The sequence below is a fragment of the Rhizobium sp. NRK18 genome, from assembly GCF_024385575.1.
Classification (GTDB): Bacteria; Pseudomonadota; Alphaproteobacteria; order Rhizobiales; family Rhizobiaceae; genus JANFMV01.
The window spans coordinates 1862299-1887240 of the sequence record NZ_JANFMV010000001.1 but is presented as its reverse complement, the minus strand read 5'-3'; the positions used below and the strand labels follow the sequence as shown (position 1 = coordinate 1887240).

General features: G+C 62.9%; 18 protein-coding genes. 9 read left to right on the top strand and 9 right to left on the bottom strand.

Going from position 1 to position 24942, the window contains the following annotated elements:
* Positions 1 to 82 precede the first annotated feature (82 nt).
* Entirely contained in the window at positions 83 to 2746 is a 2664-nt protein-coding gene (alaS, locus tag NN662_RS08680; protein ID WP_261929882.1) for an alanine--tRNA ligase, read from the bottom strand.
* A 200-nt stretch (positions 2747 to 2946) separates the two neighbouring features.
* The gene (recA, locus tag NN662_RS08675) at positions 2947 to 4032 is read right to left on the bottom strand and encodes a recombinase RecA (protein ID WP_261929881.1); all 1086 of its coding nucleotides are present in this window, start codon (positions 4030 to 4032) and stop codon (positions 2947 to 2949) included.
* Between the two features lie 231 nt (positions 4033 to 4263).
* Between recA and NN662_RS08670 the strand changes: the two genes are divergently transcribed.
* Together NN662_RS08670 and NN662_RS08665 are read left to right on the top strand one after the other, a co-directional pair.
* Positions 4264 to 5208 (top strand): carbohydrate kinase family protein, encoded by a 945-nt coding sequence (locus NN662_RS08670; RefSeq protein WP_261929880.1) that lies wholly within the window; start codon positions 4264 to 4266, stop codon positions 5206 to 5208.
* A gap of 32 nt (positions 5209 to 5240) precedes the next feature.
* Positions 5241 to 6164, top strand: coding sequence for a pseudouridine-5'-phosphate glycosidase (locus NN662_RS08665; RefSeq protein ID WP_261929879.1), 924 nt, complete (start codon positions 5241 to 5243; stop codon positions 6162 to 6164).
* Between the two features lie 94 nt (positions 6165 to 6258).
* On the opposite strand, the gene cckA is transcribed toward NN662_RS08665, so the two are convergent.
* Entirely contained in the window at positions 6259 to 8874 is a 2616-nt protein-coding gene (cckA, locus tag NN662_RS08660) for a cell cycle histidine kinase CckA (RefSeq protein WP_261929878.1), read from the bottom strand.
* Positions 8875 to 9163: 289 nt separating this feature from the next.
* On the opposite strand from cckA, the gene NN662_RS08655 reads away from it, so the two are divergent.
* Positions 9164 to 10285, top strand: coding sequence for a flagellar biosynthetic protein FliO (locus NN662_RS08655; RefSeq protein WP_261929877.1), 1122 nt, complete (start codon positions 9164 to 9166; stop codon positions 10283 to 10285).
* 197 nt (positions 10286 to 10482) lie between these two features.
* Here the strand turns inward: NN662_RS08655 and dksA are convergent, their stop codons facing one another.
* A complete protein-coding gene (dksA, locus tag NN662_RS08650; protein WP_261929876.1) occupies positions 10483 to 10902 on the bottom strand; it encodes an RNA polymerase-binding protein DksA in 420 nt (139 codons plus the stop codon).
* A 377-nt stretch (positions 10903 to 11279) separates the two neighbouring features.
* Between dksA and NN662_RS08645 the strand changes: the two genes are divergently transcribed.
* The 4 genes from NN662_RS08645 (at position 11280) to NN662_RS08630 (ending at position 15123) form a co-directional block, all read left to right on the top strand.
* Positions 11280 to 11780: a SixA phosphatase family protein gene (locus NN662_RS08645; protein WP_261929875.1), complete on the top strand. Its 501-nt coding sequence runs from the start codon at positions 11280 to 11282 to the stop codon at positions 11778 to 11780.
* A gap of 73 nt (positions 11781 to 11853) precedes the next feature.
* Positions 11854 to 13338 carry a YcjX family protein gene (locus NN662_RS08640; RefSeq protein WP_261931913.1) on the top strand — a complete coding sequence of 495 codons (1485 nt, stop codon included), beginning with the start codon at positions 11854 to 11856 and terminating at the stop codon, positions 13336 to 13338.
* Complete coding sequence (locus NN662_RS08635; RefSeq protein ID WP_410010917.1) at positions 13335 to 14408, top strand: YcjF family protein; 1074 nt, start codon at positions 13335 to 13337, stop codon at positions 14406 to 14408. Before NN662_RS08640 ends, NN662_RS08635 begins: the two co-directional genes overlap by 4 nt.
* A 166-nt stretch (positions 14409 to 14574) precedes the next feature.
* On the top strand, positions 14575 to 15123 hold the full coding sequence (locus tag NN662_RS08630) for a hypothetical protein (RefSeq protein ID WP_261929874.1): 549 nt from the start codon (positions 14575 to 14577) through the stop codon (positions 15121 to 15123).
* A 51-nt stretch (positions 15124 to 15174) separates the two neighbouring features.
* On the opposite strand, the gene folK is transcribed toward NN662_RS08630, so the two are convergent.
* Genes folK through folP form a run of 3 tightly spaced genes read right to left on the bottom strand, consistent with a single transcriptional unit; the run spans position 15175 to position 16935 of the window.
* On the bottom strand, positions 15175 to 15693 hold the full coding sequence (gene folK, locus NN662_RS08625) for a 2-amino-4-hydroxy-6-hydroxymethyldihydropteridine diphosphokinase (RefSeq protein ID WP_410010972.1): 519 nt from the start codon (positions 15691 to 15693) through the stop codon (positions 15175 to 15177).
* Positions 15686 to 16054: a dihydroneopterin aldolase gene (gene folB / locus NN662_RS08620; protein ID WP_261929872.1), complete on the bottom strand. Its 369-nt coding sequence runs from the start codon at positions 16052 to 16054 to the stop codon at positions 15686 to 15688. The genes folK and folB overlap by 8 nt, the downstream gene beginning before the upstream one ends.
* Positions 16051 to 16935, bottom strand: coding sequence for a dihydropteroate synthase (gene folP, locus NN662_RS08615; protein WP_261929871.1), 885 nt, complete (start codon positions 16933 to 16935; stop codon positions 16051 to 16053). The genes folB and folP overlap by 4 nt, the downstream gene beginning before the upstream one ends.
* 94 nt (positions 16936 to 17029) lie before the next feature.
* On the opposite strand from folP, the gene NN662_RS08610 reads away from it, so the two are divergent.
* Positions 17030 to 17668 carry a DUF922 domain-containing Zn-dependent protease gene (locus tag NN662_RS08610; protein ID WP_261929870.1) on the top strand — a complete coding sequence of 213 codons (639 nt, stop codon included), beginning with the start codon at positions 17030 to 17032 and terminating at the stop codon, positions 17666 to 17668.
* 285 nt (positions 17669 to 17953) lie between these two features.
* Here NN662_RS08610 and NN662_RS08605 read toward each other — a convergent pair whose 3' ends face one another.
* Together NN662_RS08605 and NN662_RS08600 are read right to left on the bottom strand one after the other, a co-directional pair.
* Positions 17954 to 18274 (bottom strand): (2Fe-2S)-binding protein, encoded by a 321-nt coding sequence (locus NN662_RS08605; RefSeq protein WP_261929869.1) that lies wholly within the window; start codon positions 18272 to 18274, stop codon positions 17954 to 17956.
* A gap of 289 nt (positions 18275 to 18563) precedes the next feature.
* Positions 18564 to 18932: an Hpt domain-containing protein gene (locus tag NN662_RS08600; RefSeq protein ID WP_261929868.1), complete on the bottom strand. Its 369-nt coding sequence runs from the start codon at positions 18930 to 18932 to the stop codon at positions 18564 to 18566.
* Between the two features lie 477 nt (positions 18933 to 19409).
* Between NN662_RS08600 and NN662_RS08595 the strand changes: the two genes are divergently transcribed.
* Positions 19410 to 24935, top strand: coding sequence for a hypothetical protein (locus NN662_RS08595; RefSeq protein ID WP_261929867.1), 5526 nt, complete (start codon positions 19410 to 19412; stop codon positions 24933 to 24935).
* Positions 24936 to 24942 lie beyond the last annotated feature (7 nt).

The window sequence follows — 24942 nt, the reverse complement described above, 5'->3', positions numbered from 1 at the left end:
GAAGCGGTGCCAGAAAGGCAAAAAGCCCGAAGGCTGACCATGTCTGCACGGTCCTTCGGGCCTATCAGGATTGCGCTATCTCTTAGCCGGCGAGCGCCTCGGCCACGGCCTCGATCGCTGCATTGGCCTTGCCCGCATCCGGCCCGCCGGCCTGCGCCATGTCCGGACGACCGCCGCCACCCTGGCCGCCAAGTGCTGCCGATGCCACGCGCACGAGATCGACAGCGCTGAAGCGGCCCGTCAGGTCCGGCGTGACCGCGACGACGGCGCTTGCCTTGCCGTCATCCGAAATGCCGATGAAGGTGACGACACCCGAGCCGAGACCGGCCTTGCCATCGTCCGCCAGACCCTTGAGGTCGCGCGGCGAGACGCCGTTGAGTACCTTGCCGAGATATTTGACACCGCCAACCTCACGGACATCGCCGGCGCCATCGCTCGATTTGCCACCACCGAGCGCCAGCTGACGCTTGGCCTCCGCCAGTTCCTTCTCGAGCTTGCGACGCTCGTCCATCATGGCGCTGACCCGCGACAGCACGTCGGCCGGCTGAACCTTGAGCGTCGCGGCGAGCGTCTTCACGCGTTCGTCCTGCTCGGCCAGATAGGCGCGTGCGCCCTCGCCCGTCACCGCCTCGATGCGGCGGACGCCGGCGCCGACCGCGCTTTCGGACAGAACCCGCACGAGACCGATCTCGCCGGTTGAGCCGACATGCGTGCCGCCGCAGAGTTCGACGGAATACGGCCGGTTGGACTTGGCGCCGCGCACGCCCGTGCCCATCGACACCACGCGCACCTCGTCACCATACTTCTCGCCGAACAGCGCCATGGCGCCCTCGGCGATCGCATCGTCGACGCTCATCAGGCGTGTCGTCACCGGCGAATTCTGCAGGATGATCTCGTTGGCCATGTCCTCGACGACCTTCAGCTCCTCGACCGACATGGGCTTGGGATGCGAGACGTCGAAGCGCAGCCGCTCGGGCGCCACCAGCGAGCCCTTCTGGGCCACATGCGTGCCGAGAACCTCGCGCAGAGCCTCGTGCAGCAGATGCGTTGCCGAGTGGTTGGCGCGCAGCCGCGACCGGCGGGCGTGATCGACGGTCAGAACAACTTCCTCGCCGCTCTTGACCACACCTTCGCTGACCGTGCCGTAATGGACGAAGACACCTTCGCCCTTCTTCTGGGTATCGGTCACCGTGATGGCGAAATCTTCACCTGAAATGACACCGGTATCGCCCATCTGGCCACCGGATTCGCCGTAGAACGGCGTCTGGTTCACGACGACCTGGACCGCGTCACCGGCCTTTGCTTCGCCGACGGCGGCGCCGTCGCGCACGACCGCCTGGATCACGCCTTCGGCGGTCTCCGTGTCGTAGCCGAGGAATTCGGTCGCACCGAACTTTTCCTTCAGCTCGAACCAGATCGTTTCGGTCGCCTTGTCGCCGGACCCGGACCAGCTGGCGCGCGCTTCCGCCTTCTGGCGCTCCATGGCGTCGGTGAAGCCGGCAATGTCTACGCCGATGCCGCGGGCGCGCAACGCGTCCTGCGTCAGATCGAGCGGGAAGCCGTAGGTGTCGTAGAGCTTGAATGCGGTTTCGCCGTCGAGCATGCCGCCCTTGGAAAGATCGGTCGTCGCATCGTTCAGGAGAACGAGTCCGCGCTCGAGCGTCTTGCGGAAGCGGGTTTCCTCGAGCTTCAACGTTTCGGAAATCAGCGCCTCAGCGCGCACCAGTTCCGGATAGGCGCGGCCCATCTCCTGAACCAGCGTCGGCAACAGGCGCCACATTAGCGGATCACGGGCGCCGAGCAGTTCGGCGTGGCGCATGGCGCGACGCATGATGCGGCGGAGCACATAGCCGCGACCTTCGTTCGACGGCAGGACACCGTCGGCGATCAGGAACGCAGCCGAACGCAGATGGTCGGCGATGACCCGGTGGCTCGCCCGTCTCTCGCCCTCGGCCTTGACGCCGGTTGCCTCTTCCGACGCCGCAATCAGGGCCCGGAACAGATCGATGTCGTAATTGTCGTGCTTGCCCTGCAGGAGGGCGGCAATGCGCTCCAGCCCCATGCCGGTGTCGATGGAGGGCCGCGGCAGGTCGAGGCGCTCTTCCTTCGTCACCTGCTCGTACTGCATGAAGACGAGGTTCCAGATCTCAATGAAACGGTCGCCATCCTCTTCCGGAGAGCCGGGCGGACCACCCCAGATATGATCGCCGTGGTCGTAGAAAATTTCCGAACAGGGACCGCAGGGACCGGTATCGCCCATCGCCCAGAAATTGTCGCTCGTCGGAATGCGGATGATCTTCTCCTCCGGCAGGCCAGCGATCTTCTTCCACAGGTCGAAGGCTTCGTCGTCCGTGTGATAGACCGTGACCATCAGCCGGTTGCGGTCGATGCCGAATTCCTTGGTGATCAGGTTCCAGGCAAGCTCGATCGCGCGATCCTTGAAATAGTCGCCGAAGGAGAAGTTGCCGAGCATCTCGAAGAAGGTGTGGTGACGCGCGGTATAGCCGACATTGTCGAGGTCGTTGTGCTTGCCGCCGGCGCGCACGCATTTCTGCGCGGTGACTGCCGTCGAATAGGGCCGGCTTTCCAGACCCGTGAAGACGTTCTTGAACTGCACCATGCCGGCATTGGTGAACATCAGCGTCGGATCGTTGCGCGGCACGAGCGGACTGGAGGCGACCACCTCGTGTCCGTTCGTCTTGAAATAGTCGAGGAATGTCGACCGGATGTCGTTCACGCCGCTCATGCTTGACCCTTCACTGCCACCCGCCGTGCAGGCGGATTATTCAACAAAACCACTGGCTTTTATCCAACGCCCCCATGACTGTCCAGAACAAACGGAAACGGCCGCACATCATCATGATGTGCGGCCGCAAAAGCCGGGAACAACGCTGTCCCTATGTTCAGCTGACCGGCGAAGAATTGGCCGCCAGCCCACTGACAGTCTCAGCCGTCGGCAGCCGCGTCGCCGTCGTCGTCCTCGCCGCCCTTGTCCAGGAACTGCTCAGCAATGAGACCGGCATTCTGGCGCAACGCCATCTCGATCTCGGCCATCGTGTCGGGATTATCGCGCAGGAACTGCTTGGCGTTCTCGCGGCCCTGCCCGAGGCGCTGGCTGTTATAGGAGAACCAGGCGCCGGACTTCTCGACGATGCCGGACTTGACGCCGAGGTCGATCAGCTCGCCGGTCTTCGACACGCCTTCGCCATACATGATGTCGAACTCGACCTGCTTGAAGGGCGGCGCCATCTTGTTCTTGACGACCTTGACGCGCGTCTGGTTGCCGACAACTTCGTCGCGGTCCTTGACGGAACCGATCCGGCGGATGTCGAGGCGAACCGACGCATAAAACTTGAGCGCATTGCCGCCGGTCGTCGTTTCCGGCGAACCGAACATGACACCGATCTTCATGCGGATCTGGTTGATGAAGATGACCATGCAGTTCGAACGCGAGATCGAGGCGGTCAACTTGCGCAGCGCCTGGCTCATCAGGCGCGCCTGCAGACCCGGCAGGCTGTCGCCCATTTCGCCTTCGATTTCGGCACGCGGCGTCAGGGCGGCAACCGAGTCGATGACGAGAACGTCGAGCGCACCGGAGCGCACCAGCGTGTCGGTGATTTCAAGCGCCTGTTCACCGGTGTCCGGCTGGGAGATCAGAAGGTTCTGAAGATCGACGCCGAGCTTGCGGGCATAGACCGGATCGAGCGCATGTTCGGCGTCGATGAAGCCGCAAATGCCGCCCTTCTTCTGGGCTTCCGCAATCGTCTGCAGCGCCAGCGTCGTCTTGCCGGAGCTTTCCGGTCCGAAGATCTCGATGATGCGGCCCTTCGGCAGGCCGCCGACGCCGAGCGCGATGTCCAGGCCCAGCGAGCCGGTCGGAATGGTTTCGATTTCGACGACATTCTCATTGGAACCGAGCTTCATGATCGATCCCTTGCCGAACGACCGTTCGATCTGGGAGAGTGCAGCTTCAAGTGCCTTGCTTTTATCCACGGATTTGTCCTCTACGAGCCGCAAAGAATTTTGTGCCATTTGATCCACCTTTAGGTTATTGAAGCCGCACAGGCAATGAAGCCGTCGATGACGAATATGTACACATTTTGTTCTCGTTGCGCAAGACCCATGCAAGCCAATGAAAGAAAATAACAATATGGCGTTTGTTCTCTTTTCGTTTTCGGGTGTGGAAACAAGGGCTTGCCGCAGCCGGCAAAGAACCTTCGGGATGCCTGTTTCGTCCGAATCGCGCATCTCCGGCAGGCTTAAATGAGCAAACGAATCCTCGTCATCGGCGGTGCCCATATCGACCGGCGGGCGCGCATTTCGACAGCGACCGTGCCGGGTGCCTCCAATCCGGGCCGCTGGTTCACCGAACCCGGCGGCGGTGGCTTCAATGCCGCGCAGAACCTGGCCCGGCTTGGCCATGCCGTCACGCTCATTTCTCCACGCGGCGGCGATCAGGCCGGAGAGATGGTGGCGGACGCCGCCGAGCGGGCCGGCATCGACGACCGTCCGCTCACCTTTCTCGACCGGCAGACGCCGAGCTATACCGCGATCCTGGAGAAGGACGGCAATCTGGTGATCGGCATCGCGGACATGGAGCTATACAGCCTCTTCTCTACGCGCCGCCTCTCCATGCGCCAGATCCGCGATGCGATCACGGCGGCCGACCTTATCCTGACCGACGGCAACATGCCCGCCGAGACGATCATCGCACTGGCGGACGTGGCGGCCAAGCGCGGCATTCCCCTTGCCGCCATCGCCATCTCGCCGGCCAAGGTCGTCCGCTTCAGATCTGCCCTTCCTCATCTGCACATGCTCTTCATGAACGAAGCGGAAGCCGAAGCGATTGCCGAAACAAGGCCGGACGATCCTTCAGGCTGGCCGGACCTGCTGCGCGGCCAGGGTTTGCGTGGCGCAGTCATCACCCGCGGCAAGAACGCGCTCGTCGCCTTCCGCGACGACATGGCCTGCGCCCTGGCACCACCGGCGTTACCCGAAATTGCCGATGTCACCGGCGCCGGCGATGCCTTTGCCTCCGGCGTGATCGCGGCGACCCTCGACGGCGAGAGGTTGCCTCAGTCCTTGCGCGCCGGCGCGGCAGCCGCCGTAATCACATTGCAATCGCCTCTGGCAGCCGCGGAAAATATGAGCCGTGCCACGCTCGATGCCGCCTTGGCGCTTGTACCCGAACCCCGCCTTCTGGCATGAACACCGAAACACGTCTGATGATGGATCCGATTATGACCACACCCGCCCACAATTTCCCGATCACCTATTCGAAGGAAGTCGCCGACGCCAAGGTGCAGGGTCTGCCGATCGTCGCACTCGAATCGACCATCATCACCCATGGCATGCCCTATCCGGGCAACCTGCAGATGGCGCGCAGCGTCGAGGCGATCATCCGCGCCGAGGGTGCGGTTCCGGCAACGATTGCGGTCATCGCCGGCAAGCTGCATGTCGGCCTGGAAGATGCCGAGCTGGAGGCGCTGTCGCAGACGACCGGCGCCATGAAGGTTTCGCGCGCCGACATCGCCTTCGCCATCGCCGAGCGGCGCACGGGAGCGACGACGGTTGCCGCGACCATGATCGCCGCCGCCCGCGCCGGCATCCGCGTGTTCGCCACCGGCGGGATCGGCGGCGTGCATCGCGGCGCGGAACTGAGCTTCGACATTTCCGCCGATCTTGAGGAACTGGCCCGGACGTCCGTCATCGTCGTCTGCGCCGGCGCCAAGGCGATCCTCGACATTCCGAAGACACTGGAAGTGCTTGAGACACGCGGCGTGCCGGTCGTTACCTATGGGTCGCACGAATTCCCCGCCTTCTGGTCGCGCTCCTCCGGCCTCAAAAGCCCGCTGATGCTCAACAGCCCCGAGGCGATCGCCCATTTCCAGAAAACGCGCGAGGCCCTGGTGCTTGGCGGCGGCATGCTGATTGCCAATCCGGTGCCGGAAGAAGACGAAATCCCGCGCAACGAAATGGAAATCTATATCAAGCGCGCGCTCGCCAATGCCGAGGATGCCGACATCAAGGGCAAGGAAGTCACGCCGTTCCTGCTCTCCGACATCTATCGTCTCACCGACGGCCGCAGCCTGAAGACGAACATCGCGCTCGTTGAAAACAACGCCCGCCTGGCCGCCGGCATCGCCGTCGCCATGGCAAGCTGACGGTAACGCATCACCGACGCAAACAAAAATGCCGGCCCTCGTGGCCGGCATTTTTTATCTCTGCAGAAGGCAGCGCGGTTGCTTAGCGACGCGATCAGTCCTTCTGGCCGAGCATGTCCCACACGGCTTCCGCCAACTGCTTCAACGAGAAGGGTTTGGGCAGGAAGCCGAACTTCGCATCCTCCGGCAGGTTCCGGGCAAAGGCGTCTTCCGCATAACCGGAAACGAAGATGAACTTCATGTCCGGGTAGATCTTGCGGATTTCTTTGAGCAGGCTCGGCCCGTCCATCTCCGGCATGACGACGTCGGAGACGACGATATCGACTTCGCCGTTCAGCTCCTCGATGATCTCAAGCGCCTCGACGCCGGAGCCGGCCTCGTGAACCGTATAGCCGCGGGTCTCCAGCATGCGCTTGCCGCCGCGGCGCACCGCTTCCTCGTCCTCGACGAGGAGAACGACGGCGGACTTGCCGGTCAGGTCCACCTGCTCCGGTGCCTTTGCCGGCGCCAACGGTGCGGCGCTGGCCGCCGCCTGCGCACCGTCGACTTCCACGACGGTCGGCTGCACCTCCGGAATGTGGCGCGGCAGGAAGATGCGGAAGGTCGTGCCCTTGCCGACTTCCGACTCCGGATAGATGAAGCCGCCCGATTGCTTGACGATGCCGTAGACCATGGCAAGCCCGAGACCCGTTCCCTTGCCCACTTCCTTGGTGGTGAAGAAGGGTTCGAAGATCTTGTCCATGATCTCCTTCGGAATGCCCGTACCGGTATCCGCGACCTCGACGGCGACCATCTCTTCGGCCGGCATGCCGGGGTAATTGAACGCGCCAACCTCGGCCGAAGACAGGTTCCGAGTCCGGATCGTCAGGGCCCCGCCCTCCGGCATGGCGTCACGGGCATTCACACAGAGATTGATCAGCACCTGCTCGAACTGCGACAGGTCGGTCTTCACCGGCCAGAGATCGCGGCCATACTCGACCGTCAGCTTGACGTTCGTGCCGGAAATCAGCCGTTCGACCAGCATGCGCAGGTCGCCGATGACGTCGGTCAGGTTGAGGATCGCCGGCCTCAGCGTCTGCTTGCGCGAGAAGGCGAGCAACTGACGGACGAGCACGGCAGCGCGGTTGGCGTTGCGCTTGATCTCCATCAGGTCGGAGAAGCTGGCGTCCGACGGACGCGCCTGCAGAAGCAGATGGTCGGAGGAGAGCAGGATCGCGGTCAGCACATTGTTGAAGTCATGAGCGATACCGCCGGCCAGCGTGCCCACGGCATTCATCTTCTGCGTCTGCGCCATCTGTGTCTCGAGCGCCTTCTGCTCGGTCACCTCGACCGCATAAACGATCGCCGCCTCTTCCGGCGCCTCGTCGCTCTGGTCGATGACGGCATTGACGTAGAAGCGGAAGTGCCGCGTCTCGTCGCCGGGATGGCGGCTGTCAATCGGCGCGATGTCGCCCTGCCGGTCGCGCGCGGCGGCCAGCGCCGCCTCCATCTTCGGACGCTCCAGTTTCGCCAGCACCGTCTCGATCATCGCGCCCTGATCGACATCGTCGCGGCTTACCAGATCGGAAAACAGCTTCAGGAACGGCGCATTGGTCCGGAGAATCCGTCCTTCGCCGTCGACGGAGGCGATCGCCATCGGCGTATTGTTGAAGAAGCGGGTAAAGCGCATCGAGGCGGCGGTGGCCGCGCCGTCACCGGAGGCGGATGCCTGCCGCGTCAGGATCACCGTGCGGCTTTCGCCCGGCGCACCATCACGCGTCGAGCGCACCTGATGGACCAGATGAACCGGCAGGCTGCGCCCGTCGGAACGGCGCATGTCGAGGTCCAGCGCTTCCGTCTTCTTGGTGCCAGGCTCGGCCTGCACCGAGTTGATGAGCGACAGCCCCTCGCCCGCCACCAGATCGGCAATCGCCATCGAACCCGGTGTGAACGTTGCAAGATCGAGCCCCAGCCACTCGGCAAGTGTGGCGTTGATGTAGAAGATCTCGCCCTTGCGGCCTGCAGAGAAGAAGCCGACCGGCGCATGGTCGAGATAGTCGATGGCGTTCTGCAACTCCTTGAAGAAGCGCTCCTGATCTTCCCGCTCTGCAGTGATGTCGGTGATCTGCCAGATGAACAGTTCGGGCTTTTGCGTGCCCTGCGTCGCAAGGGCGCGCGCCTTCAGCCTGTACCAGTGGGCGCCGGACCCCGACCCGGTGACCGCCCCGCCGAAGGGGCGCAGCAGGCGGAATTCCTCCTGGCCTTCGGTCTTTTCCCTCAACGCATTGGTCAGCTTGTAGAGCGCTTCATTGGATTCGTCGCTGCGCGACAACAGCGTCTCGAGCGTCTGCACTTCGGTCGCCTTTGTCGCCCCGGTCAATTGACCATAGGCGGCATTGGCATAGATCACCCGCCCGCGGATGTCGGTGATCAGCATTCCGTCGGGATGACTGTCGAGATAACCGCGCGCCAGCGTATCGGCAGACGCCGGCGGCATCACCGAAACGAAGCCGATCACGGTCGACACGAGAAAGAAGATCCCGACCATGGCGAGGATGCCGAGCAGGCCGAGCACCAGTTCGCTGTCGAGAGAGGCCTGGAAATACACGATCGCCGCCGCCGCCACGATCAGTGTCAGCGCCAGGAGAACGATGCGGAGGCCAAGTCCCGATTGAGCGCTCCGGTCAATCAACGGTGCGCGTCTTGTGTCGCCTGCTTGCAGTCTCGTCATCGAACCTCGTGTCTGGCGCCCTGTTCGTCCCAGCGAAGAAGGTGGCATGTGATGGAATCGGCGCAGCACCCCTGTTTAGCAATTTGTCAGAAGCGCCAAAAGCTTCCAATGCATCATTCGCGCACACATTCACAGACATTCATGACCTTTTGCCGATGTTGTTCGGACAAAAATCATCACGGCGCCTCTTTGCGGCCAATTTATCTCTGGACAAGTTTTCAAGGATGATTGCGCGATGCACCCAAAAAAGGTTCAATCGAACCGAGCGACACAGGAGTGACAGACTGAGATGGACGACGTGCTGGCAGGCTATGGCGGACGGTTCCTTCTTGCGACGGCGATCGTCTCGGTCGCCCTCATCGTTTTCATCGGCATGCTGTGGGTTCTGAAGCGCCGCGCGCCGACGTCCTTCGTCGCCCGGGTCAAGCGAAACAAGAAGAGCCGCCTTCAGGTCCTCGAGCACGCCGCCGTCGACACCCGCCGCCAGATCGTGCTGATCCGCCGCGACGACGTCGAACACCTCGTGATGATCGGCGGCTCGACAGACATCGTCATCGAAAGCAACATTCCCAACCGCTATTCCGCCGCAGACGGCCAGAATGCCGGCACGTTCGAAAATCCGAGCGCCGCCGACACCTTCGATATCGCCACGATACAGGCGGTAACACCGGTCGCAAAACCGGTTGCGGAAGCCGCACCGGACCAGGGCCCGGCAGACGACGACGTGACCGTCAAGAGGGTCGAGGATATGGAGCGCGGTCTGGACGAGGCCGTCAGCATGCTGCGCAGCGAAGCGGCGCTGTCGCGCGGCGCCGCGGAACCCGCCCCGGCTGTGTCCGCGCCGGATCAATCGGCAAGACCCGCCAATCCTGCTGCCCCGAATCCAGGTGGCCAGACGATGTCGGCGACCGTTGCGCCGCAGACGGGCGCATCACGGGGCAATCCCGTTTCGGTCGAGCCGATGGGCTTTTCCACACCGCCCATGCAGCCTGCCAAGACCATACTGACAGGCACGGGCAGCATCTTCACGGACGACGCGGAAGACGCCCTGGAGCGTGCCCGCCAGCGGATCATCAAGCCCGCGCCGCGCCCTCAAAGCGGGGCCAACCGCAATGCCGACACCCCCGAGACGTCGCCAGAGAGCAGGACGCAGGAACCTTGGATCCCGTCGCCAAGAAGCGTCGAGCCAGCCGCCTTTGACGCGCCCCCAAATGCCACGAACTTCGAAAGCATCCTCCAGGCGGAAATGGATCGAATCCCGCTGTCGCCCGAGCCAAAGCCGGCGCAAGCCCGGCCGGCCCAGGCGAATGTCGCCCCGCCGATCACCGGCGTCAGCCGCGACGAACAGATCCTCCAGAACGAGATCGCCAAGATCTTCGGCGAGATGACCTTCGACCGCAAGAAGACCTGACCACATCCGGTCCACACTGACGCTCACGCCGTCAGGATCAAACAAATAAAGGCCATGCATCCATCCGGACGCATGGCCTTTTCAATCTGCAATATGCCGCTTTGATATGGGCGATGGCCGAAAGCAAGAACATCGTTCCGCGAGACCTGATCAGTCTCGAAGACTTCAGCCCTCGCCAGAACCCGCCTGCCGACGGATCACTCGTCGCGGTAGACCTTCTCGCGCCGCTCGTGGCGTTCCTGCGCCTCGATCGACAATGTCGCGATCGGCCTTGCATCCAGACGGCGCAGCCCGATCGGCTCACCGGTCTCTTCGCAATAACCGTAAGTCCCGTCATCGATCCGCTGCAGGGCGGCGTCGATCTTGGAGATCAGCTTGCGCTGTCTGTCGCGGGCTCTCAGTTCGATCGCTCGGTCTGTTTCGGAGGATGCCCGGTCCGCAAGATCGGGATGGTTCGCGCTTTCCTCAGCGAGGTGGTCGAGGGTCTCGCGCGCTTCACGAAGGATGTCATTCTTCCACGCAACCAGTTTGGCCCGGAAGTATGCCCTTTGATTTGCATTCATGAACTCCTCGTCTTCCGAGAGCTCATAACTGCTAAGATCGATATTCTCACTCAACGCTTTTCTCCAGCAGAACATCTCACATGGCGGGTGTATATCCCAAGCAACATGCATTATTCAAGCCAAATGCCACTATCATCAACAATTTTGAAAGTAATATGAAAATCAGTAAGATAGATGACATATCATTCAAAAATTGTCCGAAGCTTGAGGCTGGCCGTGATCAATTTTAGGACAATCGGCCACTTTGAGACTTTCAGAGGCAAATTGCCGGAGAGAGTCGCTACGCGGTCGTTTTCCCAAATCATCTGATCCTGTCCGCCTGCCTCCGCCACGCTTCCACGGCCTAAAAATTCCGTGAGGCCGCGCAAAACGCGTTCCGGTTTCATCGCCGATACGCTAAGGCAAATGGAGTTGCACATCGGGACCGCTCCATGGATCTGCTGACACCACCTCCCTTCCGCCTCTATCTCATGCGCCATGCGAGCGCCGCCTGGCCCGGGCCCGGTCAGAGCGATTTCGACCGTCCGCTCGATGCGCGCGGCTATGCGGAAGCGGAACTGGTCGCCGAAAGGGCGGCGGATCTCGGATATCGTCCGGACCGGGTCATCGTTTCGACCGCGCGTCGCTGCCGCGAGACGGCCGAACCGCTGAGGCGCGCCTTCGACGAAGAGCTGGACATACGCTTTTCCGACTCGCTCTACCATGGCTCGGCGAGCGTCTACGCCGAGATCATCGCCGCTCAGAGCGATTGCCAGTCGGTTCTGCTGATCGGCCATAATCCGTCCATAGAAGAGCTCTTCGGCGATCTGGTCGGCCATGAGAAATCCGAACCCTATGCCGGCACCGGCTATCCGCCCGCAGGCTTCGCCGTTCTGGATTCGTCCGATGCCGGCTGGTCGATCACGCGCTTCCTGGCGGATAAGGACCGCTGAAATCGCTCTGGGCCTTTCGACGGTCGGCGACCTTTCCTATATGTTCAGTCATAACCGCAATGTGAAACGCTGACTGCCACCCTCGATGACCTCCTTTTCCGACGCCGCGCTGACCGCCCTCGACAATCTGGCCGATCGCGCCTCCAATCTGGTCAATCCGTCCGTTCGCCTGGGCGTGACCGGTCTGTCGCGCGCCGGCAAGACGGTGTTCATCTCCTCCCTCGTCCACAATCTGCTCCACGGCGGCCGCCTGCCGATGTTCGAGCCGTTGCAGTCCGGCCGGATTTCGTCGATCTGCCTTGAGCCGCAGCCGGACGACACCGTTCCACGCTTCCAGTACGAGGATCACATCAAGGCACTGGTCGAGGATCGCGTCTGGCCGGATTCCACCCGCGCCATTTCCGAACTGCGGCTGACCATCGCCTATGAAAGCGCCAGCACCTGGAACCGCTTGACCGGTCCCGGACGGCTGTCGATCGATATCGTCGACTATCCCGGCGAATGGCTTCTCGACCTGCCGCTTCTCGATCAGGACTACGACACCTTCAGCCGCAAGACGACCGAACTCGCCCGCACCGGCGTGCGCGCAGAGCTTTCCGAGGAATGGCTGCAACTGGCAGCCACCGTCGATGCCGACGCACCGGCCGACGAGATGCGGGCGCGCGCCTTGGCCGAGGCATTCACCCGCTATCTGAGGGCCTGCAAGACGGACGAGCGATCGCTCTCCACCCTCCCGCCGGGACGCTTCCTGATGCCCGGCGACCTCGACGGTTCGCCGGCGCTGACGTTCGCGCCGCTCCCGGATCTCGAAGAAAAGAGCGCCATCCGCGGCTCTCTTCGTGCGATGATGGAACGCCGCTATGAGGCCTACAAGACGTCGGTGGTGAAGCCCTTCTTTCGCGAGCATTTCGCCCGCCTCGATCGGCAGATCGTGCTCGTCGACGCGTTGCAGGCGATCAATCGCGGTCCCGAGGCCGTCGCCGATCTCGAACGGGCGCTGACGGACGTGCTTGCCTGCTTCCGCGCCGGCCGCAACACCTTCCTCTCCTCACTGGTAACCCGCCGCGTCGAAAAGGTCCTGATCGCCGCGACGAAGGCCGACCATCTGCATCACGAAAGCCACCGCCGGCTGGAAGTGCTGACCGCCCGCCTCGTCGACCGAGCCGTCAAGCGCATCGGCATGTCGGGCGCCGGCATCGACGTCATCGCCATGGCCGCCGTGCGCGCAACCCGTGAAGGCACGGTCAAGCATGACGGCCACGAACTGCCGGTCATCACCGGAACGCCGATCGCCGGCGAGACGATTGCCGGCAAGACGTTCGACGGCAATGAGAAAACCGCCATATTTCCCGGCGACTTGCCGGAGAATCCTGAATCATTCTTTCAACATATGGATGCCGACGCCGCCGGGTTTGGCAACTGGCAGAAGCCCGAGGTCAACGTCGTGCGCTTCCGTCCGCCGCATCTGGAGCAGACGGGCGAAGGCATCACGCTTTCGGTGCCGCACATACGCCTGGACCGCGCCATGCAATTCCTGTTCGGAGACCGCCTGGAATGACCGCCGACGAGAACAGACCGCGCCGCGCGCCGGCGTCCTTTCCGATGATGGAGGATCCGTCACCGTCGAAACCGCAGGCTGCCAAGCCGCGCCAGCCGGAAAGCTTTTCGGTCGAGGTCGTCCCGACGCCCGACCATGAAGACCCGTTCCTCTCCGAAGCCATAGCCGACGACAGGGTGCCGGTCGCCGTCCCCAAACCGCGCAAGCGCTTCTCCTTCGCCAAGCTCGCCGCCGGCGCGTTCGGCGCGGTGTTGTCGCTCGCCGTCTGGCTGTGGATCGACCAGCTCGTGCGTGACCTGTTCAACCGGGCCGACTGGCTGGGCTACACGGCGATCGCGCTGGTCTGCCTCGGCGTCCTGGGGCTGCTCGGTATCGTCCTGCGTGAAACCATCGGCATCGCCCGGCTGAACGCCGTCCAGAAAATAAAGCGTGAAACCGCGGAAGCGGCCACGCAGGCCAGTCCCCAGCCCGCCCGCAAGGCCGTCGCCCATCTCGCATCGCTCTCCGCCAGCCGACCGGAAACCGCCAAGGGCCGCGCGACATTGACTGCTACCGAAGGCGAAGTGGTGGATGGCGCCGACCTCATAAGACTTGCCGAGCGGGAACTGATGGGGCCGCTCGACCGGATCGCGGCAGCCGCCGTCCTGTCGTCGGCCAAGCGGGTGTCCGTCGTTACCGCCGTCAGCCCGCGCGCCATCGTCGACCTCGCCTACGTGCTCTACGAGGCCGCAAGACTGATCCGCACCATTGCCGATCTCTATGGCGGCAGGCCCGGCTCGCTCGGCATGCTGCGGCTGATGCGCGACGTGCTGGCCCACCTCGCAGTCACCGGCTCGATTGCCGTCGGCGACAGCCTCGTCCAGCAGGTCCTCGGCCACGGCCTGGCCTCGCGGCTCTCCGCTCGCCTCGGTGAAGGCGTCATCAACGGACTGATGACCGCGCGCATCGGCATCGCCGCCATGGACCTCTGCCGGCCGATGGAGTTCAAGGCACTGAAAAGGCCCGGAATTGGTGAATTCTTAACCAAGCTCGCTCCGGAATTCCGTTCGGGAAAGTCCGCGAAGGAATAGAAATAGCTTCTACGGCTCAATCACTTATGCCAATTTTCCGCGCAGCGCGCCGTCATCCGGCGCAACGATCCCAAAAGCCTTGGCTTGCAACGATTGAAACAAAGCATTAACCATTATCGTGCAAGTATCGGGGTACTTGCAAAGCTTGTTCATTCGGGGAATTTCCATGTTTTCGCACCGCTTCGTCAGTGCATCGGCCATAGTTGCGCTTACGCTCGCCCTGCCTCTGGCAAATGCCGGCAATGCGCTGGCCACCTCTCGTGACAAGGTCTTCTTCTCGTCCGTCTCGGGACAGTGGAAGGGCCCGGGAGAAATCGTTGCCGGCAAATACAAGGGCACGAAATTCACCTGCAACCTGACCGGCGAAACGCCCGACGACAAGATTGGCATGTCGCTCGACGGTTCGTGCCGCGTCGGCGTGTTCAGCCAGCCGATGAAGGCAGTCGTCGCCCAGGCCGGCAGCGGTTACAAGGGCAAGTTCCTCGACGGCGCCGCCGGCAAGGGTCTCGACATCGTTTCCGGCTCCGTGCGCGGCAACAGCGTCGTCATGGGCATCAATCGCCAGAAGCTGAACGGCGCGATGGTCGCCCGGATGGCCAGCGACAACACCATGAACATCACGATCTCGGTCAAGGTCGGCGAGACGCTCGTACCGGTGATTGGACTGACGCTGCAGCGCGATCCGGACTCGATTCAGGTCGGTGCCATCAAGTAAACCCGCCACAATCTCCGCGAATAGTGTTCAAGGCCGCAACAGCGGCCTTTTTCATGCGCTCTGCCACCAGTCGGCATCCGCATCGGCGACCTCGATGCCTGTGCGGTCCACGCCCGCCAGCCAGTCGCCCACCGATTTCCCAGAAACCGTCAGATCGGCCGCGATGTCGGCCAGCGGCAGCAGCACGAAGCCGCGCTCGGTCATACGCGGATGCGGAATTTCCAAGGGCTTGCTGGAGATTTCGAGGTCACCGTAGGTGAGGATGTCGATGTCGATCGTTCTCGGTCCCCAACGCTCCACCCTCACCCGCTTCATGTCGAGTTCGGTCGAAAGACAGAGCTCGAGAAGCTGGTCGGCTGCAAGCCTGGTCTTGATCAATGCGCAGGCATTGAAGAAGTCCGGCTGGTCGGTCTTGCCCCAGGGCGGCGTCCGGTAAAGCTTGGAGACCGCGACGACGGACGTGTCTTCGCGAGCGTCGATCGCCCGCAAGGCTTCGGCCATCGCATGCGGCGGATCACCGATATTGCCGCCGAGCCCGAGAGTGGCAGCAATGCGCCCGCCCTCAGACAAAGTGCTCAATGCTCACCTGCACGTAGTCGAGGACGCCAGGCACCGGAGCGCTGGGCTTGCGCACCGTGATGCGTGCGCGGCGGATCTGCGAGAATCGGTCGCAAAGCGCCTTGGCGATTTCCAATGCCAGCGCCTCGATCAGATAGCGCCGCTCGCCGGTGACGATCCTTTCGATGACCTGGAAGGCGACGCCGTAATCGACGGTCGAGGTGATGTCATCGGCCTCCAGCGCATCGCCCGGTTCCACATCGAGTTCCGCATCGACAAAGAAGCGCTGTCCGAGCACCTCCTCTTCGGTGTGCAGCCCGTGACGGGCGAAGAAGGCACAGTTCTTCAGGGTGATCGTGTAAATCTTGGTCATTGCTGCGGCCTCCCGGCCATGCGTTGTTTGGCGACCAGCATAGCATCCGCGACTGCGAGCGCATCCCGGTTCATTGCGACATTATGCACCCGGAAAATCGCCGCGCCCATCATCCGCAGCACCACGGTGGTCGCGGCCGTGCCGACATCGCGGTCGGCAGCCTCCCTGCCCGTCAGCGTGCCGATGAAGCGCTTTCGCGAGGTTCCGGCCAGAAGCGGCAGGCCCAACTGATGCAGCTCCTCGAAGCGGGCCATCAGGTCCATGTTGATCTCGACGGTTTCCTTGGCAAAACCGAAGCCCGGATCGAGCACGATTTGCGCAGGCGAGACGCCGGCCGCATCGGCAATGTCCAGCGACCGGGCAAAAAACGCGCGCTGGTCGTCGATGACGTCCGCCAGCACGTCGCGTCCGCGGCCGGTGTGCATCAGCACAAGGCCGGCGCCGGTCTCCGCCGCGACCGTGGCGATCTCCGGTTCACGCTGCGCGCCATGCACGTCATTGATGATGTGTGCACCAGCCTCGATCGCCAGTCGCGCGGTCTCCGCGCGATAGGTATCAACGGAAATCAGCACCCTCTCATGCCTGGAAAGCGCGCCAATAACGGGAAGGATGCGGTCCTGTTCCTCCCTCGCCGTCACGGATGCTGCACCCGGGCGGGTGGATTCTCCGCCGACATCGACGATCAGCGCCCCCTGTTCGCTACAGGCGAGCGCATGTGCGACAGCCGCTTCCGTCGCCTCGTAGAGGCCGCCATCGGAAAACGAGTCCGGCGTCACATTCACGACCGCCATGACATGGCCCGTCGCGCCCAGCGAGGCGCTGCGGCCGTGGGCCAGCCGCCACTCTCTTTCCCTGAGTGCCGTGGATGCGAAATCCGTCACTTCACCTGCCTCGTGAAATTATCTTCGCGCCATGTTGCGCTGTCCCCGGCTATGCAGCAAGCTCGGCTCAAGTGCAAGCACACGGAACCGATACATGCGCGACATCCGCAACCGGACCAGGGTCTCTATTCTTCTCGCGACGGCATTGATTGCGGCGATCGTCCTTCCCGCCCGTTCCGAGGCCCGGCCCGTCATCCAAAAGACCTATCGCTACTTCCCGATCCACGGCAAGACCGCCGAGGATCTGGACCGCGAGCTGATGCGCCGTGGCCCGAAGAGCCGGACAAGCGGGCTTCATCACCCTGGACTGACGCGCATCCGCTTTGATGGAAAGGCCACCTACCAGCAGGCCAACGGCCGCTGCCGCGTGACCAAGGCGCAGGTCATCCTCGACACGACCATCTATCTGCCGAAATGGACCAATCGCCGTCACGCCGACCGCAGCCTCGCCATCGTCTGGGATACGCTGTCGACGGACATCAGACGGCACGAGGAGCGCCACGCGGAAATTGCCCGCACGCACGCCTTCGAGATGGAACGCGCGCTGCTGGCCCTGCCGCCACAGCGCGATTGCGACCGGATGAAGGAAAAGGTGGATGCCGTCTCTGCCGAGATGCTGGCTGCCCATGACGCCGACCAGAACCGCTTCGACCGGGTGCAGGCCGCGACCTTCGACCGCCGGATGATTCGCATGCTGCGCATGAAGATCGGCCGCGGCAGCCAGTCTCAATAGATGGACATGTGAAACTACACCCGCAAGTTCTTCTAGTTTGAAGTTAAAGCTTATCTGAAACTTGCGGACAATACTGTGAATAACTGGTCAAAACTGGCGATGGATATTGCCAGCGGGTTCGTTTAGAAATCAAATCAACGAAGGCAGAAATTCACGAACGTTTTCAAAGTTCTCCTGGCGCGTCCTATGCCGCAGGTGTTTCCTCCCTCGCCTGAGCGGCGACGTGCCCGACTTGCCTCGCTCCCGTAAAAGAGCGAGGCTTTTTTTTGCTTGCGAAATCTGTGATCAGGCCTGCTTTTCAGGCGTATGGACGATGAGGCCGTCAAGCTCCGGCGTCATCTTGATCTGACAGGACAGCCGCGACGTCGGACGGACGTCATAGGCGAAATCCAGCATGTCCTCTTCCATTGGTTCTGGCGGCCCGACCTTGTCGGTCCACGCCTCGTCCACATAGACATGACAGGTGGCGCAGGCGCAGGCGCCCCCGCATTCTGCCTCGATGCCCTGCACGGAATTGCGAACGGCGTTTTCCATGACGGTCGAGCCGTCTGCCACGTCGAGATCGACCCGGCTGCCGTCGAAAGCGACAATAGTCAGTTTGGTCATTGCTACCCTTGTCCGACGAAATTGGGAGGATGTTATTATCCGAATGGTGTCTTCCGACAAAAATATCGGCCAGTCAACCATTCCCGAAGGCGATCACAGATCAGTAAGGAAACGCGCCGCGCCGTTCGCTCCGGCATGCCGCAACGCAGGCTTTGCGCAAGGCATTAAGACTTCATAAACCAAGTAAATGGGGGCCTGGGCAAAACCGGCAAAAGCCGCGCGGCGGACCGAACGCAATGGCGTCATTCGGCCAATCAGCACCAATTCGGCACGAAGACCCGGGATAGGCTCAGCGGTCGAGTGCCAATATGAAATTGTGCACGTCGATGACGGCGGCGCTGACGGCGGCAAGCAGCGCCGGATCGGCGGGCTTGGCCTCCAGAAGACCGGCCGCTTCGGCGAGCTCGAAGGCCCCGATCGACGCCGCCGACCCCTTCAGCCGATGCGCGGTCGCGGAGGTCTTCGCCCTGTCCGGGCCGGAGAGCTCTGTCATATAGATGCGGACTTGGCGCGCGAATGCACGCAACACCTCTATTTCCAAAGCCTTGTCGCCCATGGTCTGCCTGGAAAGATGGACCATATCGACCGGTCGCGCATTGGATGAAATGGCGCCCGCAGCGTTGTCCGGCGCCGCAAAGGCTATGTTATATGCCGCCATGACTTATCCTCGTGTCCTGTTTGCATGACCGAGTGTGACGCCGAATATGTGGCTTAAAGCTGAACTGGCTGAATTCGGGACAATGTTTTTGCCCGTATGGTTAACAATGTGTGAGTGCCCGTATTTCCTAGTGTTTTTGGGCTTAAGGATTGTTTATAAAGTCTTAACGACCAAGAATGGCCCTTCACCGCCACCGGGGGGTTGATTGTGTCTTCGATATGAATGTGTCAGTACGATACTGTTTGGGACACCCGGACTGGCATAGCGCGCCGTCCAGTGAAAAAAGCTTGGGAAACACGAGCTTCGGTCACATCGGCGCCAGAATGATGCTTGACGGCTGTGACATATGAAGCAGAAGCTTCTCGTTTGTCACTTCCATATGGGGTCCGGCCGCGTCAGCCGCCGGACGGAATGTGAAAGTACAAAGATGCCTGGCCGGTGAATATTGCCGACCGATTTGGAGTGAGGCGTAATCGAATGGCGAACAAGAAATCCAGCGGCTCTCTTGATGATGCAGCGTTCAAGGCTCTCGATGATGCCTTGAAGATCGATTTCGACGACGAAGACGATGCGGTTGTGGCCGCCGCGAGCGGCAAGCCTGCAGTTCAGCGCGCGCAGCCCCGCCCGCAGCCTTCACCGGGTCCGGCTCCGGCAGCCGAAGCGCCGCGCCGCGCCGCGACCCAACCGAAGTCTCCGTCGCTGGCACCCGCCAACGATCGCAGCCGCCGCAACCCGGCGGCCATCATGCGTTCGCTGGAAGGCACCGCAGCAGGCTCGGCCATTCTGAACGCCGTCATCGTGTCGCTCGTCTGGGTCGTCGCCTGCGTCGGCCTCGCTCAGCTGGTCTATGGTTCGGACATGTGGAAGGTCGGCTCCGCGGCCGGCTTCATGGCCCTGCCCGGCGCCATCGCCATCGTGCTGATCACCGTCATTCCCGTCATCATGTTCTTCGCCTTCGCGCTGATGATGGCGCGTGCCCAGGACCTGCGCAACACGGCCCGCTCTATGGCAGAGATCGCCATCCGCCTCGCCGAGCCGGAAACCTCTTCCGCAGACCGCATCATGACCGTCGGCCAGGCCGTGCGCCGTGAAGTCTCCGCCATGAACGAAAGCATCGAGCGCACAATCGCCCGCGCCACCGAGCTGGAATCCATGGTCCATTCGGAAGTCTCGGCACTCGAACGCTCGTTCTCCGACAATGAAATGCGCGTGCGTGGCCTTGTCCACGAGCTCGGCTCCGAGCGCGAAGCGATCGTCAACCACGCCGAGCGCATCCGTTCGTCGATCGTTCATTCGCACGAACAGCTCAAGGAAGACCTGTCGCTGGCGACCGAGGAGATCTCCGTTCGCCTGGCAACCTCCGGCGAAGCCTTCGCATCGCTGATCGACACCCGTGTCGCCACGCTGATGGAAAAGTCCGACGCGATCACGCAGGACATCGGTTCGCTGCTCTCCGAGCGCGCCGACGCCTTGCTCGACGTCATCAACAATTCCGGCTACGCGCTCACCAACGAATTCGACAACCGCCTGGATTCTCTTGCCGAGAAGCTTTCCAAGCGCGGATCGGAACTGTTGACCGAGTTCGAGACCCGCGCCTCGACCCTCGACGCCAATACCGAGCGCCTGAACGCCGCCCTGGTGGAACGCGCCCAGCAGTTCAATGAATCGCTGATGGCCCGCACCAAGGAAATCAACGACACGCTGACCGATGGCGGCCGCACGATCTCCGGCACGCTGGAAAGCGTTCTCAACAGCCTCAACACGCAGCTCGAAGACAAGTCGCAGAGCTTCCGCCAGAACCTGCAGGCCAGCGCCGAAGACGCCTTCACCGACTTCGACATCCGCTCCGGCATGATCGAAGGTCGTCTGCAGGGCACGATCAGCCAGCTCGCCACCATCTTCGACGACCGCATGTCGGAACTGACGCAGTCCTTCTCGGACCAGTCGGTGGCTCTCTCTTCCGCCCTGCAGAACGGCCAGTCCCTGTTCGACGCTGCCATGCAGAGCCAGACCGAGAACATCACCCGGACGATCGAAAGCACGTCCAGCCGCGCCGCAGCGGCCATGGAAAACAGCGCAGCCGCGCTCGGCTCGGCGATGGAAAACCGCACCGAGGAACTGTCGTCGGTCCTCTCCGGCTCGCAGCAGCGCATCGAGGAGATCCTGTCCGACCGCAGCGATTCCCTGCTCAAGCGCTTCGACGAGCGTCACGCACGCCTTGGCGAGACCCTGACCAGCAAGGCACACGTCATCGGCGAGACGATCGACGAAGCGGCCGCACAGCTGTCGCGCTCGATGGAAAGCCGGACCAGCGCGATCGCCCAGGCCCTCGCCGACGGTCAGCAGAACATCGACCTGTCGCTCGAAGTCCAGACCAGCACGCTTCTTGAAACCGTCAGCGAGGCTGAGACCCGGATTTCGTCGAGCTTCGCCGAGAAGGCCGACGGCATTCGCAGCGCCTATTCCGACGGCCAGGACCGCCTCGACAAGTCGCTGTCCAGCTACGGCGAAAATGTCTCAGACATGCTCGCCTCCGGTTCCAAGCGCATCGAGACGACCATCGGTTCGTCCACCGACCGCATAGAGAGCGTTCTCGGTTCCTCCACCAGTCACATCGACCAGTCTCTCGCCAACAACCTGTCGCGCATGGAAGGCAGCCTCAACAGCGGCCTCTCCCATCTCGATCACTCGCTCGAATCCGCCCACGACCGCATCGAGGCGACGCTGCAGGACCGCAGCGAAGCGATCACGGTCGCCCTCAAGGACGGCAACTCCGCCCTGCACATCACGCTCGGCGACCACGAAGCATCGCTGCGCGAAACCCTGCACAGCGCCAACAAGGACTTCGACGAGCAGCTCAACAGCACCGTCAAGGCCATCGACAACCGCATCGACAGCGCTGCGAAGTTCATCGACCAGAGCGCCGACAAGGCCGCAACCCGCGTCGAGCAGTCTGCGGCGGAAGTCGGCTCGCGCTTCGGTGCCCTCGAAAACCGCATCGAACAGAGCGTCGCAGGCGTTGCCGGCCACCTCGAGGACGGCGCGTCGAAGATCGACGAACGTCTCGCCACGATGGACCGTGCGCTCGAAATGGGCCTCAACAGCGTCCACCAGATGATCGACGGCAAGGCTGCAGGCCTCGCCAACACCCTCCGCAACTCTGTGATCGAGACCACGCAGGCCATGGACGAGCGCACCGCCGCCCTCGCCGAAACCCTGCGCACGAGCCTGATCGAGGTTACGGAGACCTTCGACGACAAGACGACCCGTCTTAACGACGTGGTCCGCTCCAACCTTCAGGAAACGACCGAAACCATCGATCGGAAGACCAGCCATCTCAATGATGTTCTGCGTTCCAACCTGCAGGAAACTGCGGAAACGATCGACGGCAAGACGCAGCACCTGAATGGCGTCCTGCGGAGCAACCTGCAGGAGACCGTCGAGACCATCGACGCCAAGACGCTGCATCTGAACGACGTCCTGCGCTCGAACCTCCAGGAAGCCGCCGAAACGATCGACGGAAAGACGCAACACCTGAATGGCGTTCTGAGGAGCAACCTGCAGGAGACCGTCGAGACCATCGATGCCAAGACGTTGCATCTCAATGATGTCTTGCGCTCGAACCTCCAGGAAGCCGCCGAAACGATCGATGCCAAGACGCTCGCGTTGTCGGAAGATCTGCGCAAGACCGTTTTCGACACCACGTTGACGATCGGCAGCGAGGCAGAGCGCACCGCCGCCCTGCTCTCCTCCACCGGCGCCGAATTCTCCGAGACTGTGCACAGCCGCAGCGAAGCCTTTGCCGAGAACGTCGAGGCCCGCAGCCGCCAGATCCTGGAGAACGTCGCGGACTCTCAGAACCGTCTGTCCGCGCAGGCAGCATCCGTCGCCCAGACCTTCGCCGAAGCCGGCAACTCGATCATCGGCAAGGTTGCCGAGGCCGAGACCGTCGTCACCGGCCACATCGCCAGCATCAGCCAGACGCTGGTCGATGCCGAGCAGTCGCTGGAAGACCGCAGCCACTCGATCCGCTCGACCCTGCTGTCGAGCACCGAGGAACTGTCCTCGACGCTCTCCAATGTCAATCGCGCCCTCGAAGAGCGCTCCAGCCGCATCCGCACCAGCCTCGAGGAAAACGTCCGCACGATCGACGCCTCGCTTGCCGACGTCGACAAGGCGCTCGAAGCCCGCGGCGCGGCAATCCGCTCCTCGATCGACGAACGCAGCCGCGAGCTTAACTCACTGCTGTCCGAACACTCCACGGAGCTTGCACGCATCATCGACGAGAAGGCCCGTCCGGTCGTCGACGAATATGCAACGATCGGCCAGACCGCGGCAGAGCAGATTTCTTCGGCTGCTGAGATGAGTGCCGAGCGCCTGCGCAGCGAGAACGCCGCCCTCATCGAGGCAATTTCGTCGCGCTCCAACAGCACGGCCCAGGCGATCAACGAACTGGAAGGCAGCCTGCGCGAAAGCGTCGATGCCCTCGTCGATCGCATCGACCAAAGCAATTCGGGTGTCGTCGACAGCATGCAGCGCGCCAGCGCGGAGTTCCTGTCCTCCAGCGAACACCTCGATGGCGTGTCCAACCGTTTCACCGAGACTGCCGGCCGCGCTGCCGACATGGTGTCCGCCTCGACCCGCCTTCTGGAAGGCAAGGTCGACAAGCTGGCGCAGCTGTCGGGCGACACGCTCACCCAGATCGGCGAAATCGTCGGCCGCTTCGACGATCACACCAAGGTTCTTGGCCGCGCGTCCGAGCTTCTCGGCGCCGCCCAGTCGAACCTCGCCAACACGCTGGAAGAACGCCAGGATGCCCTGCGCAGCCTGTCGACCGGCCTGGTGCAGCGTTCGGAGGAAATCGAGCGCAACATGCAGGGCCTCGCCACCATGATCGAAAACGCCTTCGCCGGCGCCGAGAACATGACGAGCGGCTTTGCAGACCGTCTGCGCGGCGGCGTGCAGGAATCGCTGACCGGCATCGGCTCGATGCTGGATGATGCGGACCGCAAGTCCGCCGACACCGCCAACAAGCTGCGCGAAACCATGCGTGAGGCCGTCGAGGAAGCGGCATCCCGCTTCGCCGGCGCCACCGACGACATCCGTCGCTCGGCGCAGGAAATCCGCAACGAGCTCGACATGACCCGCGGCGAACTGAAGCGCGGAGCCTTCGACCTGCCGGAAGAAGCCAAGGAAAGCGCTGCCGCCATGCGCCGCGCCGTTTCCGAGCAGATCCGCGCGCTGCAGGACATCGCCTCGCTCGTCGGCCGCTCCGGCCAGCAGATGGAAGTGTCCGGCCCGACGGTCAGCCAGCCGAAGCCGCGTGCCTACGCAACGGCTGCCGCACCGCAGCCTGCGCCCGCCCCGGCCGTCTCCGCGCCCGCGCCCGCATCCGCGGCACCGCAGATCGAGCGCACGGCGGCAACGATGCGCGGTACGCTGACCGGTGAAGCCCCGGCCCCGGCACGCGTGCCCTCGCCGGCACAGGCTCCGGCCGCGACGGCTCCGGCCGCAGCCCAGGGCCAGCAGGGTGGCTGGATCTCCGACCTACTGCGCGGCGCGTCTCGTGATGCACAGGCTCCGGCGCAGCAGCAGCCGGCCCGTCCGGCCGCTGCCGAAGCCCCGGCCCGCCAGGCCGGCGACAAGCGCAACCCGCAGCATGTCGTCGAATCGCTGAACTCGCTGTCCGTTGATATCGCCCGCGCCATCGATCACGATGCCTCGGTCGAACTGTGGCGCCGCTACCAGCGCGGCGAGCAGGACGTCTTCACCCGCCGGCTTTATACGCTGAAGGGCCAGCAGACCTTCGACAACATCAAGCGCAAGTACGAGACAGAGCCGGAATTCCGCAAGGCCGTCGACCGCTACATCGGCGATTTCGAAAAGCTGCTTGGCGACGTTGCCCGCAGCGATCCGGACAAGTCGATCACCCAGAGCTACCTGACCTCCGACACCGGCAAGGTCTATACGATGCTCGCCCACGCCGCCGGTCGCTTCGGCTGATCGGGCG